The organism is Paenibacillus cymbidii, assembly GCF_004764705.1.
Classification (GTDB): Bacteria; Bacillota; Bacilli; order Paenibacillales; family NBRC-103111; genus Paenibacillus_AN; species Paenibacillus_AN cymbidii.
The window spans coordinates 150,475-163,986 of sequence record NZ_SHLX01000020.1 but is presented as its reverse complement, the minus strand read 5'-3'; the positions used below and the strand labels follow the sequence as shown (position 1 = coordinate 163,986).

Below are 13,512 nucleotides of genomic sequence, written 5' to 3'. Positions count from 1 at the left end.
TAACCAAGATTTGGAGCCTAGCCAGGCAACAAAAAAGTAGGGTATTCTCGGGATGGTCAAAGTCACCAAGAAAGGAACCCTACTCGATGACTACTATAGCGGAAAAAGCATTCCATGATCTACTTGAAAATTCTGTTACCCAGTTGCTTCAAGAAAAGCTGGAACTCTTGTTACGGGAAGAGATCAAAAATCACCTTACCGTGGAACAGCCCACCCAGCGCAACAGCCGAAATGGGCACTATACGCGTACGTTCCAAACTCGATACGGCACGATCAACGCGCTTCGAGTGCCGCGGGATCGGAAAGGCACCTTCCAGACCCGTCTATTTGAGCCGTATCAGCGTCGCGAAGGTTGGCTGGAAGAAGCCATCATCCACATGTATAAAGGCGGCATGAGCACGCGTGAGGTAGCCAAATTCATCGAGAGCCTGTATGGTGCCCAATACTCGCCAACCACGATCAGTAATATTACGCAAACCGTGATGGAAGACATTAAGCAGTGGCAGCAACGCCCGCTTGAGAAGCGCTATTCGGTCATCTACCTGGACGGCCTTTACGTCAAGCTCAAACGCAACACGGTCGACAGTGAAGCGGTTTACCTGGCCATGGGCATCGATGAACAGGGGACGCGCCAAATCCTCGGGTTCTACGTTGGCGGTCAAGAGAGCGCGAACGTCTGGCGAGACGTGCTGATCGACCTCAAGAACCGCGGGGCCACCGAGGTATTGCTCGGCGTATTCGATGGCCTGTCGGGGTTAGAGGAAGCCTTTCGCGAAGTCTATCCCAAGGCGGACGTGCAGCATTGTGTCGTCCATAAAATCCGTTCGACCTTCCCCAAGATTCGGGTGGCAGACAAGACCGAATTTCTGGCGGACTTAAAGCTCGTCTACACGGCGATGGACGCTGACGTGGCACGTGCGGTATTCGACGGGTTTAAAGACAGATGGCGCAAGCAGTATCCGAAGGAGGTCCTATCCTGGGAAGAGCAGCTCCCGACACTCCTGACCTTCTACAAGTATCCGCCGCTCATTCGGGCGGCCATCTACACCAATAATCCGATTGAGCGAATGAACAAGGAAATCCGCAAGCGACTAAAGCCCATGAACAGCCTCACGAACATCGAAGCTGCGGAGAAGATCATTTACCTGCAAGCCATTGACTACAACGAGGCATGGTGTGGTCGAGCGATTCGCGGCTTCGCAGATGTGGACACGAAAGCCGCGCTCGAACAAATGTTCACCGCGCGCTACGGAGCAAAAAAATAACCTCCCGCGCCTTCGCTTGGGCTACGGCCGCCCACAACCTTTTACACCAAACAAATGACCTCCATCGTCCCGATGGAAGAACCTACTACACAAACTACTTGACGGCACCGCAATAGCCAGTGAAAACACTGGTTATTTGCCCGTGATCGCCTTCAAATAGGCATTTCCAGCGAAATAGCCAGTGATTTCGCTGGTTATTTTAAAGAGGGTGCTCGTTTTGGCGAAATAGGCAAGAAAATAGGGCCTATTTTGCAGGGAGTTAGTTGGCGGATGGTGGAATGGAGGCTAGCCTGCAGTTCATCATCAGGAGATATCACATTGAATAGTAAAGAGGTTTTTTATGATGAATAGCGGCTTTCGGATGGATAACGAGGTAAATCGACGCCAATCATTGAAGCAAGTGAAACAAGCAGCTCTTATGGCTTTGCAGGAGTACGAAACTGACTGGAACGCGATTCAATTCATTCAAATATCCGAACACGCCACCTTCCGTGTAGCGACCAACGAGGGAAAACAATACTTGCTGCGCATTCATCCGGAAAACAAACCGCGTGAGGAAACTATCTCGGCATTTGAGTGGATGGTTTTCCTCAAGAGCAAGGGTGTTATTATTCCGGAAGTCGTATCGAATCGGGAAGGTACTTTCATTACTGATACGCCGGTGAGCGGCGGACAACGGCACTATTCGACAATGTTGAATTGGATCGAGGGAGAACGATTGGAAAAAGGGGCACTAACGGAAGCGTCAATCCATAAAATGGGGGGGATGATGGCGAACCTCCATGAGGCGAGCTTTTCTTTTAGCCCATCAACCAGTTTTACTCGCCCCTCTTGGGGCTTGGAGAGCTTTAAACGGGATTGGACGCATTTGGGGCTGCATTACAGTAATTTTATTTCCGATGAAGGTTTTGAGCTGTACTCGGCGGCCGCCACTAAAGTGGCAGCCTTTCTGCACAAACTCGCAAGTCATAAGGGTAATTATGGGATGATTCATGCAGATTTACACATTGGCAATGTCGTTTTTCGTGATAACGAACCGTATCCTATCGATTTTGGGAGGTGTGGCTTTGGCTACTATCTCTATGATATTGCTCAGTCGATCATGGGACTTTATCCTTCCCAAAGGACATCATTCATCGAAGGGTATCAGGGGAATAGGCAAATGGATGACGATTTTATTCCCATGCTGGAGTGTTTCTTCATCATGGCTATCATAGAAGCATATAGTTTCCATTCGGAGGATCATCTTGAAACAGAGGGCTTGATTGAAGAACAACCATATGCGCAAGCGATAATGAAAGCCTATGTTGAGGGCAGATCATTCTTGTTTCAGCCACTTGAGGTCTCTTAAACGGGATCTTCTTCAACTGATGGAGTGGCTGGAGCGATGTTCCAAGCTGAACCACGCAGGGATGAAACATCCCGGGCAGTGGTTCTTTTGTTGTTCGTTCGTCTGTGCCAGAATGGGTATGGGGGGTGAGAAGAGATGTTTCGCGATTTCAAGCTTGCGTATGACCGTCCGGTAGCGATTCAAGTGAGAGACTACGTGAAGCGGCTGATTATTAAAGGCGCGCTGCAGGCGAACCAGAAGCTTCCGTCCACACGTGAGCTCAGCCTGCTGCTTAACGTAAGCCGCAACATCGTTATTGCTGCCTACGAAGGGCTGGAAGACGATGGGTTTACTTATATGGTACGGGGAAAGGGCAGCTATGTCGCTACGATTTCCGGTGGCGCCAGTAAGATGGTTCAATTCTGGCAACCGGACTGGTGCGCGCGCATGAACGGTCACGCGAAGTTGGCTGTCGAGCTTGACCATATGAAAAACGGCTTCCGCGCGGAACGGACGACAATTTCGTTCACCAGCATTGCACCCGATGAGAAACTGTTCGATATCGACAACGTCCGGCGGGCGTTCCTGGACCGGATGGCGTTGGAAGGCAACGTGCTGCTTAATTACGGTTACGCGAAAGGCTATAGGCCGTTGATCGATTATTTGCTGCGTTATATGGAACATAAAGGCGTCAATACGAAAGGCAAAGATATGCTAATTACGAACGGTTTTACCGAAGGGCTCGATATTGTGCTATCGTCGCTCCGCCGTCCGAACGGCTCGGTGCTGTGCGAGAATCCGACGCATAACACGGCTCTCAAATTACTGAAGTTGCACGGGTTCGAGATCAAAGGCATTCCGATGGAAGGCGATGGCATCGACCTGCATGAACTGGAAAGCGCATTATCGGAGCGGACTTACGATTGTGCCTATTTCGTGCCGTCTTACCACAATCCAACTGGCATCGTAACGTCTCCGGAGAAGCGGCTCACGCTGATGAAATGGATGGCCGAACGTCAAATTCCGATCATCGAGGACGGCTTCAACGAGGAGTTGCGCTATTCAGGCTCTCATGTCGCGCCGCTCATAGCTACGGCCGGGGACGGAAACGGCGTTGTCTACCTGGGCAGTTTTTCCAAAGTTTTATTTCCCGGTTTGCGGGTCGGTTGGGTGTTGGCGGATCGGGTGTTGATCGACTACTTGGAAAGTATCAAACGGGCGCGTACGATCCACACATCGACGTTGGATCAGTCGCTTTTGTATCAATATTTGCATAACGGCAATTTCGAGAAATATATGAAGAAAGCCCGAGCGGAATATAAGCGGAAGTATGAATGGACGAAACAATGTTGTGAGGCGCATGTGCCGTATGTGCGGATGACGGGAGACGGAGGCTTGCATTTGTTCGTCGCTTTTGAAGAGGGCTTCGATACACGCGAATTGCTGACCGCTTGTTCTCGTCAAGGCGTTTTCTTTACCCCAGGGGATATGTTCTTCACCGGAGAAGGCGAGGGTCGGCATACGATGCGAATCGGCTTCTCGAGGGTTACCGGCGAGGAGATTGAAAAAGGCATCCGGATTATCGGCGAAACTGCCAGACAGTTGATGCATTGAGAGGGACACAAAGATCTATTTTGCAGAAGAAAGAGAGAGTGCAGGTATGGAATCGGATTATTTATGTAAACGGGTGAGGGAAATTCCGCCCTCGGGCATTCGTGCCTTTTTCGACATTGCTGCAAGCAATCGCGACGTTATTTCGCTTGGGGTGGGAGAGCCGGATTTTGTCACGCCGAAGCTTGTACGGGAGGCATGCATTCAGGCACTTCGCGAGGGTCAAACTCGCTATACATCCAATGCCGGTCTGACCGAACTGCGGGAGGAAATCGCGCGTTATCAATCGGAGCGTTTCGGACTGAGCTATGAGCCGTCCCAGGACATTCTGGTGACCATCGGCAGCAGTGAAGCGGTCGATCTGGCTCTGCGCGCCTTCGTAGACCCGGGAGACGAAGTTCTCCTTACAGCTCCGAGCTATACCGCATATGCACCCATCGTGCATCTTCACGGCGGATACGTATCGGAAGTGGAAACGACGGCAGAGAATGATTTCAAGTTAATGGCAGAAACGCTGAGGAATAAACTGTCTCCCCGCTCCAAAGTGTTGTTAGTCAACTACCCATGCAACCCGACCGGGGCGATCATGTCCGAGAAAGACTGGCAGCCGATTGTTGATCTGGTCGTTGCCCACGATCTGATTGTCATTTCTGACGAAGTCTACGCCGAACTTACCTACGGCCCTCGGCATGTGAGCCCGGCTTCTCTGCCGGGAATGAAGGAACGGACGATTGTCATCAATAGCTTCTCCAAAGCTTTTGCCATGACAGGTTGGCGCATCGGCTATGCCTGCGGCAGTCGGGAAATGATTTCCGGAATGTTAAAAATTCATCAATATACGGCGATGTGTGCACCTGTTCTTGGCCAAATTGCCGCCATCGAGTCGCTCCGTCACGGCATAGAGGCGATGGAGGAGATGAAGGCGATGTACCGTCGGCGCAGAAATCTCGTTGTGCAAGGATTGCGGGAAATCGGACTGTCGTGCCGTGATCCGGAAGGGGCTTTCTACGCTTTCCCTTCCATAGCGGATACAGGGCTGAGTGCCGAACAATTCACGCATCAGCTGCTGCAGGAGGGCGGCGTCGCCGTCGTACCCGGTCATATATTCGGCTCCGGAGGCGAAGGGCATGTCCGCTGTTCTTACGCGGTATCGGAGAGCCTTCTGACAGAGGCGTTAGAGAGAATGGGCCGGTTTGTAGCCACACTGCGGAGAACCGGCTGCTTACTGCCGGAATAGCGGCCGGCGTGACTGTGGGTTTAGCGTGATGATGAACCAACAATTTTTCGAAAATGAAACCGCCTAAGGGATGATTGGCGGTTTCGTTACGTTAAGGGGACACCGCATTCAAAAAGAGCCGTAGCGCCGCGGCGGGTGCTCTTTATTCTCATTAGCCCGGGTTTCTAAGAGTGGTTGCTTATGCCGTGTTTATTGGCAATTTGCTCGCTTTGGTTGGGCTGGCCTTTGCCCTTGGTGATCAAGTCGCGAAGACTGCCGCTTATGTAGATGCCCCAGGAGTCCGTACAGACGGCGTAGCACTCATACGCGGGAACGAGGCCTACGTGCGTAAATCGAACTTCTGTTTTGCCGTCTTTCTTGTCGATTTCAAAAACAATGTCGGTATCTGTCCACTCCCTCTTGTCCTCTACGAAGTTAAAGTAGTTGTCTGTAACGTGCCAAACAACCTTCTTATCGGGAACAAGCTCGGTGATTTGGATCGTGCAGCGGTGAATATCTTGGTAGTGGTACTTAAATTCACCGAGTTCGTCGGTAGCGCCATCAATTTCCTCCGACCACCATCCGCGGACGTTATTGATGGCGGCAAAAACTTCTTCGGGGCTTTGGTCTACTTGAAAAAAAGTGCTGTAACTTTGATTCATTCAAGTTATCTCCCTCGTTAATTGTTAATTACACACCGAGTATAAATTATGTACTTGCAAAACGCAAGTACAAACTTGCAAAATGCAAGCACGAAATGTATAATGATTCCCATGAAAAAGCGATCTTCCACCGTTTGTCCCATCGTTTATGCGCTCGACTTATGGGGTGATCCCTGGAGTCTGGTCATCCTTCGTGACGTCCTTATCCATAACAAGCGGTATTACCGCGAGTTTCTTGCTGCGCGCGAGCGCATCGCAACTAACATTTTGAGCGCACGGCTCCAATCGCTTGTTGAAGCAGGCTTGCTCGTCAAGACAGAAGGAGATTCAAACCGCGCACAAACCATGTACCGGCCCACTCAAAAGGCGCTTGACCTGTTTCCGGTCGTTTTTGCCATTATGCACTGGGGCTTGAAGTACAACCCCAATACCGATATGACGATTCCGATCATGCAAGAACTGAAAACAAACGAAAAAGGGCTGGAGCTGCGCCTTTTGCAGAATTTTGGCGATATTACATCCTAAAAAATCGTGTCGCAATTCCTGCGTTCCAAGCCATGAAAATAGACGCACAAACCAAACTGTTTGTTATAGGGGAAACCGACCCTTGACAACGGGCCCGGGACCGGGTAATATGACAACTATCCTCGATTAGGGAGAGATTTTAATGTCTGCAGGGGTTCTTAACTGAGCAATTTCATAGAGGCGTGACGGGAAGGAAGCGGTACGAAGACTCTGTCGATCCGGCGGGGCCTTGTTTTCGTACGTACCCTCGAACCGAACCCTCAATCAGTTAAGAACACGCGGAAACGATCATTACGCCGCCGGCGTACTCCTTCGGCCCAGCCCGCGCTGTTGTTGCAGCGCGGTTTTTTATTGCGGTCCGGATCCGACAGGAGTGCCCTCGCCGACTGGCAAAGCTGCGTCGTGTTTTTGACGTTGGCTTTGCCTTTTTTACGTTTTCGGCGAGGCGTCCGGATGTCCTGAGAGAGAAAAATCATTTTCCTAAACGAAGAGGAGTGAACTCGAAATGAACCTGAACGAAAATATGATGATTCGATTGGAATACACGCAAGTGATCGAACGATTGACGCAATACGCCGTCACCTATCTTGGCCGAACGATGGCGATGAAGCTAACGCCGTTGACGGAACTCGGGGCGGTGAAGTCGCTGCTCGCGGAGACGCTGGAGGCGGCCGAGCTGCTGAGGCGCGGTTCGAGCGTCCCGCTGCCTTCTCTGGACGGCATGGAGCCCGTGTTCCAACTGATCGGCACGGGTTACGTTTTTACGGAGGCGGATTTCGGCGCGATCCTGACATTCCTGACCGGCTGCGGCCATCTGCGTCGGTATATGGACGGTAAGCGCCCCCAGGCTCCCCGGGTGGCAACCTATGCGAACTCCCTCTACGACCTCGCGGAGGTGCGCCGGGAGATCGACCGCTGCATTCGGCACGGCCGGGTGGACGACGCCGCGAGCGGGGAGCTTGCGAAAATTCGCAGGCACATTCTGATCGTCGAAGACCGGATGAAGAAAAAGCTGGATGCGTTGATGACGAAGCACAAAAGCCATCTGCAGGAGGCGATCGTTACGAAGCGCGGCAACCGCTATGTGCTGCCGGTCAAGAAGGAGCATCGCCGGCTCTTGCAGGGCGCAGTGCTCGACGAGTCTGCGAGCGGGCAGACGGTGTATATCGAGCCGGCGGAGCTGGCCGCGCTGCATTACGAGCTCGGCGACCTGCGGACGGAGGAGGTGCGTGAGGAGACGAAGGTGCTCGCGCTTTTGACGGGGCTCGTCGAGGAGCACGAAGCGGAGTTGCGGCTGAACGCGGAAGCCGTCGGCGCGTACGATTTCCTGTTCGCGAAGGCGAAGTACGCACTTGCGATCGACGGCGCCCCCGTTGACGTGAACGACACGGGCGTCATCGACGTCCGTGGCGCGAAACATCCGCTGCTCGGCGGCGGCATGGTGCCGCTCGATTTCGCGATCGGGCGGACGTACCGTTCACTGATCATCACAGGACCGAATACCGGCGGCAAGACGGTCGCGCTCAAGACGGTCGGGCTGCTAACGCTGATGGTCCAATCGGGTTTGCTCGTCCCCGTCGAGCCGGGCAGCGTCTTTGCGGTGTTCAGGCGATTCGCGGCCGACATCGGGGACGGCCAGTCGCTGGAGCAGTCGCTGAGCACGTTTTCGTCGCATGTGAAGCTGCTTGTCGAGACGCTGCGAACGGCGAACGGCGCGACGCTCGTCCTGATCGACGAGATGGCGTCCGGCACCGATCCCGGGGAAGGGGTCGGCCTGTCGATCGCGGTGCTTGAGGAGCTGTATCGCAAGGGGGCGACGGTCGTGGCGACGACGCATTTCAACGAAATCAAGCGGTTTGCGGCGGCCGCGCCGGGCTTCGAAAACGCGCGCATGGAATTCGACGCCGAGACGCTTGAGCCGCTGTACCGGCTGCGCATCGGAGAAGCCGGGCACAGCTACGCGTTCGCGATCGCGAGCAAGCTTGGCATGCCGGCGCATGTGCTCGTGCGCTCGCGGGAGCTGACCGAAGGCGTGCGGCGCCGGGGCGAGGGCGGCGAGGACGCCTTCGCAGAGGCGGTCGACCTGCCGGCGTTCGTGCCCGGGCAAGCGCAGCCGCTAAAACAAGCGCAAGGGCAGGCTGCATCGGCCGAAGCGGCCGGAGCGGCGCCCGTCGAAGCCGAACTCGAGGTCGGCGACTGCGTGTATATTCCGTCGCTCGACAAATTCGGCATCGTGTACGCCGCGGCGGACAAGGTCGGAGAGGTCGGCGTCATGGTGCAGAAGGAGAAGCTGAAGTTCAACCGCAAGCGGCTCAAGCTGCACATCTCGAAAAGCGAGCTTTACCCCGACGATTACGATTTCGATATCGTGTTCGACACGAAGGAGAACCGCAAGAAGAAGAAGCTGATGAGCAAGCGGCATGTCGAAGGGCTGACGATCGTCCGCTCCGAGGAGGATCTCTCGTAATGCGGAACGGAGAGACGGGGGTTCGGCCCATATGTGGTCACGTTAAGCGACAGCTGTTGAATATATGCCAATGCCGAGCTGTTATTTGTGTCTCGGGAGCGTCTCCGTTGCTTCATCGTGCGGTTGGGGGAGAAACTGGCTTATTTCGCCATTCTCTTGTTGTTCCCGCGTTACCCTGACAACATGTTTGGGGTGCGGCCCAACAGTTTGGCTGAAAAAAGCAAAACGTCTGGAACCATATTGCCGCGGCAACTGTTTTTTGATTATCATTGGATCAGGGAGCAGAACGTCGAGAATCGAAAAGCAGCCTATTTAGTAGAAGCAATTTGGCGGAATCCATCGCTGACAAGGGAGAACGAAGCAATGAAAAAGTACATACTCTTCGATCATGATGGTGTTCTGGTTGATACGGAATTTTGGTATTACAAAGCGGGAGAACGCGCTCTGGCTGACATAGGATTCACCTTGGATAAGGATCAATACCTTCGCGACATGACCCAGTCATTAGGCACTTGGTCCCAAGCCAGGGCGGCAGGTATTGACGAACAGACCCTCAGTAAGCAGCGCGAGGTCCGCAACGTCTATTACCAGGAATATTTAAGGACGGAAGCCATAGAGATTGAAGGCGTAGTTGAAACGCTGGCCGAACTGTCAAAGTACGTCCGCATGGCCATCGTGACGACTGCCAAACGTGCGGATTTTCAACTCATTCACGAAAAGCGCCGGATTAGACAATTCATGGAATTCGTCCTTGTTCGCGAAGACTACGAGCGCGCCAAGCCGCACCCGGAACCCTACTTGACCGGCCTAAAGCGCTTTGGATCCACCAAAGAAGAGACCTTGGTCGTAGAGGATTCAAACAGAGGGCTGAACTCGGCCGTGGCGGCGGGTATCGGCTGTGTCATTGTCCATAACGACTTCACACAATCACACGACTTCTCACAAGCCAGCTATCGAATCAATACTCTGATTGAATTAAAAGACATTATCCTGAATGCAACCTGAGAGAGCATTCGCACCGTTCAATTGCGTGAAGTCCGGCAACGTAATCTTCGCTTCCGCAACTTTTAAATATTCCTTGACTGGAATATTCTCTAAATGGTATATTTTAAATGAAAACTAATCATTAGGAGGAAAAGACAAAGTGAATCAGGAAGTTGCGGCTTACATCGATAATTTGCCGAAATGGCAGGGGGATATAAGTTCAACCCTGCGGGACATGATTCATGAGACGATTCCGGAAGCCGAAGAACGCATTCAGTACAAAAAACCGCATTTTCTTAAAAATGGACACTATGCTGCGGTTATTTCGCCTTCAAAAGACGCCATTGCGTTTATGATTTTGAATGCAATTACGAGGAGGAAATCTAGTGAGCAATGCCAAAGGACTTCTATTGAAGCGCGAATTTAACGCTTCACGGGAATTGGTATTTCAGGTATGGACCGATCCCAAGCATTTCGGCAATTGGTGGGGACCGAAGGGTTTCGCGCTTGAAGTGGCCAGAATGGACGTTCGCCCGGGCGGTATGTTCCTCGGCTGCCAGAAGTCTCCGGACGGGCAGCATGTCATGTGGGGCAAGTTCGTCTACCAGGAAGTGCAAGAGCCGGAGAAGTTGGTTTGGGTCCAGTCATTTTCCGATGAAGAGGGGAACACGGTTCGTGCCCCGTTCAATTCGAACTGGCCGCTGGAAATTTTGAATATATTAACGCTCGAAGAAAAGGAGGGAAGAACAATATTGACATTGCAGGGCGGGCCGATCAATGCAGCTGCCGAGGAGCAAGAAGCGTTTGACGGAATGGCGCCAATGGTTGCACAAGGATTCGAAGGCACGTTCGAGACACTGGCCAATTATTTGGCGAATCAACAATAAGCGGATACAAATCCTTGAAACAGAAATTCTCCAAAGGACTACTCGACGAAACCAGAGACAGTGTAGGACTTTATTTCCGGTCCAACTGCTTCTGGTTTTATTTTTGGGCAGCGCGCTGGATGACGGCAGCTGGAGGAGAATGACTTCAATAATTTGCCTGTATGCCCAGCTCGCCTGCCTGCTTGAAGGCCGCTTCAAGCGGATCGAGACGAACCGCTGTCCAGGCAGCATGTCTGCCATGATCCGGTTGCATAGGAGGGGAAGTCGGTGGAACAAGAAAACATGCCGACGGAAGAGGAACGGCTTATGCCGTCGATTTGCGGGGATTTTATCATACGGGGCGGATGGCAGCTCGGGCCGCGGCGACTGTCCGATTATGAGATCGTTTACTTTCCCGTGGGGTCGGAGACGATTTATTCCGTGGCGGAACGCATCTATCCGCTCGACAGGCCTTGCTTTGTACTGACGAGGCCCGGGGAAACGCACCGCTACTTATTCGACAGCAAAAAGCCGATTCGTCATATGTTCAGCCACTTCCGTTTGTCGAATCGGGCCGCGGAAGCATATGCGAGTATAGCGGATTTTCTTCCGGCCGACGGCCTGGCTCATGTTCCGAATTGGCTGCAGCATGCAATCTGGGTAGCGAGCACCAAACGGCCCCGATATCGCGAACTGATGATCGCCATGCTGCTGGCTGTCCTGGAGGAGCTTGTCGCCGCATCAAACCGTCACAGTCTTGCGACAGACCGGCGGATGCCGCCGCAGATCTCCCAGGCGCTGACCTATATCGAGGCGCATTATCGGCAGCCGATTTCGATTATGGACCTGGCGGAAAATGTCGGCTGGTCGCATGAGTATTTAACACGGATGTTCGTGCAGCACCAGTATTTGACGCCGAAGCAGTATATTTTGCAGCGCAGAATCGACCATGCTTGCGAACTGCTTAGGGCGGGACATGCAGCAGTGAAGGAAATTGCCTACGAATCGGGCTTTCAGAGCGAATCTTATTTCAGCAGGGTATTCACCCGGCTGGCCGGGATGAGTGCAACCGCGTACCGGGAGCGCCATTTCGAAGAACGTTACTTGGCGCTTCACCTGATGCCAACCGGGGGTGTGCAAGCGCCGTATACGCTCAACCGGTTATACTGATCCTTCGCACGAGCGGATCGGGGCGACGGAGGAGTAATGTCAAATTCGTGCAAGGATTTTTGGATTTCACCCATCGACACCCGGTTCCGTCTCTGTCACACTTGAGGAGATATGACATTTCATGAAGCGGCATAAAGGAAAGGGGATATCAAAATGCTCACATATACGGGGATCGAAAATCCGCTTGCGGTGGGAGCGTATTCGATTGAGCGCAATTCCGTTGTTTTGCAGCGGTATCGTTACTTGCATGAGTCGCTGTTCCGCATGGCGGCCGGGCAGCTGCCGAATCGGGAAAACTGGGATTTGCGGCTGGGTATTTGCCGCCATATTTATGAGGATGCGGAAGCGGCCCAGGCATTGCGGAAACGCATTCCGGAGCTGCGCACCTCCTCCAATCTGCTGGGACGCGAGCCGGATCCGCGGCTGACGTTGATGATGGAGGAGCTGGTTCACGCCGAAAGCGATTTGGAATGGGCCGTTGCCGTTTATGAGGTGATCAGACCGGCGATGCTGGAAGCTTATCGCGAGCATCAGCGCTTCACGCAGCAAATTGTCGACCAGCCGACGATCCGCTTGTTGAAGCATGCCATTGCGGATTTGGAAGAGCAGGTGGCTTGGGGAGCCGAGCTTATAGCGGATCTTCGCTCGTACCAGGACACGGGTGCGGAGGCAGCGTTTGCCCATCATATTCGCGGGCTGCTTGAAAGCGCGGGCGGCGTGTCGGGCGGCGGCGAACGATCGCCGGAAATGCCGCGCCGTCTCCGCTCGCACGTTGCTTACGCGATTCCGCTGCGCTCCAGGCGCGATTCGCGGAGAATGGGCGGGACGACATGGGCACGCACCGGCATGGACAATCTGGCCGACGATGCGGTGCTGCGCCGGCTGGTCATGATGATGCGCGTGCGTCAGGAGGAAATGACGGCATGCGACCTGATCGCAGGCGTAATCTATTCGCAGCAGCATATGCCTTGGGATTTCTATTACGACTTGGCTCGACATATATGGGATGAGGCGCGCCACGCCATGTTCGGCCAGGCGGCGCTTGAAGCGGATGGCTACGACTGGATCGGGCGGCCGCAATATACCTCGGATTACGATGTCAACGCGGAGAAAATTCCGGCAGCCCAATATGCCTGGCTCAGCATCGGCATAGAAGAAGGCGCGATGATCACGCAAGCCAAAAAGAAGGAGTACGAGTTTTGCCGCAATGAGGCGAAGCATCCGCTGATGGAGCAGTTCCAGGACTACGACTGGGCGGACGAAATCGTTCATGCCAATCTGGGACGGAAATGGTCGCCGGAGCTAATGGGAGAAGAGCTGGTCTTCGTTCGCGAAGTCGCCAAAAAGGAGTTGGAGCACTTCTGGGCGGAAGTAAGCAAAGCGCAGCGTGAGCGAACGCAATAACACCGAAAAAAT

At 53.4% G+C, this 13,512-nt stretch carries 11 protein-coding genes and 1 pseudogene; 11 read left to right on the top strand and 1 reads right to left on the bottom strand.

Going from position 1 to position 13,512, the window contains the following annotated elements; genetic code table 11:
* Positions 1-86: 86 nt before the first annotated feature.
* From EXY20_RS25095 to EXY20_RS25080, 4 genes are all read left to right on the top strand, one after another.
* Positions 87-1,265 carry an IS256 family transposase gene (locus tag EXY20_RS25095; RefSeq protein ID WP_135554871.1) on the top strand — a complete coding sequence of 393 codons (1,179 nt, stop codon included), beginning with the start codon at positions 87-89 and terminating at the stop codon, positions 1,263-1,265.
* A 343-nt stretch (positions 1,266-1,608) separates the two neighbouring features.
* Entirely contained in the window at positions 1,609-2,616 is a 1,008-nt protein-coding gene (locus EXY20_RS25090) for a phosphotransferase enzyme family protein (RefSeq protein ID WP_167859508.1), read from the top strand.
* A gap of 135 nt (positions 2,617-2,751) precedes the next feature.
* Complete coding sequence (locus EXY20_RS25085; protein ID WP_135554869.1) at positions 2,752-4,209, top strand: aminotransferase-like domain-containing protein; 1,458 nt, start codon at positions 2,752-2,754, stop codon at positions 4,207-4,209.
* Between the two features lie 46 nt (positions 4,210-4,255).
* Positions 4,256-5,443, top strand: a complete 1,188-nt coding sequence (locus EXY20_RS25080) for a pyridoxal phosphate-dependent aminotransferase (RefSeq protein WP_135554868.1) — start codon at positions 4,256-4,258, stop codon at positions 5,441-5,443.
* Between the two features lie 164 nt (positions 5,444-5,607).
* Here EXY20_RS25080 and EXY20_RS25075 read toward each other — a convergent pair whose 3' ends face one another.
* On the bottom strand, positions 5,608-6,084 hold the full coding sequence (locus EXY20_RS25075; RefSeq protein WP_135554867.1) for an SRPBCC family protein: 477 nt from the start codon (positions 6,082-6,084) through the stop codon (positions 5,608-5,610).
* A gap of 102 nt (positions 6,085-6,186) precedes the next feature.
* Here EXY20_RS25075 and EXY20_RS25070 point away from each other — a divergent pair, with 102 nt between their 5' ends.
* From EXY20_RS25070 to EXY20_RS25040, 7 genes and pseudogenes are all read left to right on the top strand, one after another.
* The gene (locus EXY20_RS25070; RefSeq protein WP_167859507.1) at positions 6,187-6,609 is read left to right on the top strand and encodes a winged helix-turn-helix transcriptional regulator; all 423 of its coding nucleotides are present in this window, start codon (positions 6,187-6,189) and stop codon (positions 6,607-6,609) included.
* A 511-nt stretch (positions 6,610-7,120) separates the two neighbouring features.
* Entirely contained in the window at positions 7,121-9,076 is a 1,956-nt protein-coding gene (locus tag EXY20_RS25065) for an endonuclease MutS2 (RefSeq protein WP_207671335.1), read from the top strand.
* A gap of 87 nt (positions 9,077-9,163) precedes the next feature.
* Positions 9,164-10,081: an HAD family hydrolase gene (locus tag EXY20_RS25060; RefSeq protein WP_235886186.1), complete on the top strand. Its 918-nt coding sequence runs from the start codon at positions 9,164-9,166 to the stop codon at positions 10,079-10,081.
* 139 nt (positions 10,082-10,220) lie between these two features.
* Positions 10,221-10,424, top strand: a pseudogene (locus tag EXY20_RS25055) (DUF1801 domain-containing protein); the annotation flags it as partial.
* Entirely contained in the window at positions 10,423-10,947 is a 525-nt protein-coding gene (locus EXY20_RS25050) for an SRPBCC family protein (RefSeq protein WP_135554863.1), read from the top strand. The pseudogene EXY20_RS25055 and the gene EXY20_RS25050, both read left to right, overlap by 2 nt.
* A 267-nt stretch (positions 10,948-11,214) precedes the next feature.
* Positions 11,215-12,096, top strand: a complete 882-nt coding sequence (locus EXY20_RS25045; RefSeq protein WP_135554862.1) for a helix-turn-helix transcriptional regulator — start codon at positions 11,215-11,217, stop codon at positions 12,094-12,096.
* A gap of 153 nt (positions 12,097-12,249) precedes the next feature.
* Entirely contained in the window at positions 12,250-13,500 is a 1,251-nt protein-coding gene (locus tag EXY20_RS25040; RefSeq protein ID WP_135554861.1) for a hypothetical protein, read from the top strand.
* Positions 13,501-13,512: the final 12 nt, after the last annotated feature.